Annotated in this window: 1 protein-coding gene and 1 pseudogene; both read left to right on the forward strand. The window is 66.2% G+C overall.

All coding sequences use genetic code 11. The features are described from left to right. Positions 1-1,037, forward strand: a 1,037-nt coding sequence (locus BMG523DRAFT_RS22290; RefSeq protein ID WP_051624021.1) for a Wadjet anti-phage system protein JetD domain-containing protein, incomplete at its 5' end; no start/stop codon positions are given. Between the two features lie 357 nt (positions 1,038-1,394). After that, positions 1,395-1,514 (forward strand): annotated as a pseudogene (locus tag BMG523DRAFT_RS22295) (IS5/IS1182 family transposase); the annotation flags it as partial.

Here is a 1,514-nt window from a genome sequence, read left to right on the forward strand (position 1 = left end):
CCTCCCGGCTGACCCCGACCCCCGAGACCCCAGCGGAGTGCCCCACGGTCACGCCGCCCACGATCATGCCCCAACGGGATTTCCGAATACGTACCATCGCCGACACCCGAACCGGCATTGCACCACCGACCGTGGACATCAACCGTGCCCGCGTGCTCGCATCGGCGCTACGGTCCGCCAACGCGATCATCACCCCTGCCACCCTTCGGGCCGTCTACCGCCTCCAGGCCATCGACGTGGAGGTACTACTCAGTGCCGTGACCTGGCTACACCAGCACCCCAACGCTGGCAACTGGACTCTGCGGCAACTCCCGGTCCCCGGTATGCACACCAAATGGCTTGACACCCACGGCGCGCTGCTGCGCGATGTCGCGGGCCGCGATGTCCGACACGAAGTCAGACCCCGGCTGACCGTCATGCACCTGACATATGTCGATCCCGACCACGCCGCATCGGGCCGCCGCAGGCACGACGCCTGGACCACCGGTGACGTACATGACATCGCCTACCAGCCACGCGTGGTCCTCGTCGTCGAGAACCGCGACTCCCGCCTCTGGTTCCCGCCAGTCAGGGACACAATAGTGGTCGAGGGCGGCGGCAAAGCCGCAGCCACCCTGCTAGCAAACGTTCCCTGGATCCGCACCGCGGACCACATCGTCTACTGGGGCGACATCGACGCGGACGGGTACACGATCCTCGACCAGTTTCGCGCTGCGCTAGCCGAGCCCGCACCAGACGGCGCACCAGCGAAGCACGTCACCTCCATCCTCATGGGCGCCACAGACCTGCACCACTACGCTCAGCACGGTATTAACCACGACAAGGCGGGTCGTCCCATCCAGCCATCACCGACGACCCTGCCACACCTGACCGAAGCCGAGGCCACCGCGTACAACACCATCGCGACTGCGGGCCCCACCCCATTCCGCCGGATCGAGCAGGAAGTCATCCCCCTCACCCACGCAGCTGCCCGACTAATGCAGATCCTGAAAGGCGGGGGTCTGTCGCTGGCTTGCAGACCCGATCAGAAAGGATGAAACCGAACATGGAGATGGCGGCGCGCCTTGCGCCCGGCGGCGGGGCCGCTGGGCCGGCCGTGGTCGGAACGAGCGTCAACTCATCTACCGCACCGCCTTCGGCCTGACCAACGTCACCAACCAGCAACACCGCGCCCGCTACACCGCCTCCCGCACCACCCGCCCCGCTGGCTACACCAGCCAGGAACATCCTGAAGCTGCCCGGGACTGTAGGTGTCCCGCGTCAAGATCTTGGCTCAGGAATCCTGACCTGAGTGGGCGTTCTGCACGCTTTCGCCGGGTCTCAGCTTGAGTTGATCTCTGGGGTGCGGAGTTGATCGTCTTGCGTTCGCCGGCTGGCGCGTTCTGCTGGAAGACATGGCAGAACGCAAGCCGTACCCCAGTGACCTGTCCGATGAGGCGTGGGACCTGATCCGCCCGGTCCTCACCGCGTGGAAGGCCCGGCACCCCTCGGCCAGCGGGCACGAGGGTGGCTAC

This window comes from Frankia sp. BMG5.23, from assembly GCF_000685765.2.
In the GTDB taxonomy this organism is placed as follows: domain Bacteria; phylum Actinomycetota; class Actinomycetes; order Frankiales; family Frankiaceae; genus Frankia; species Frankia casuarinae.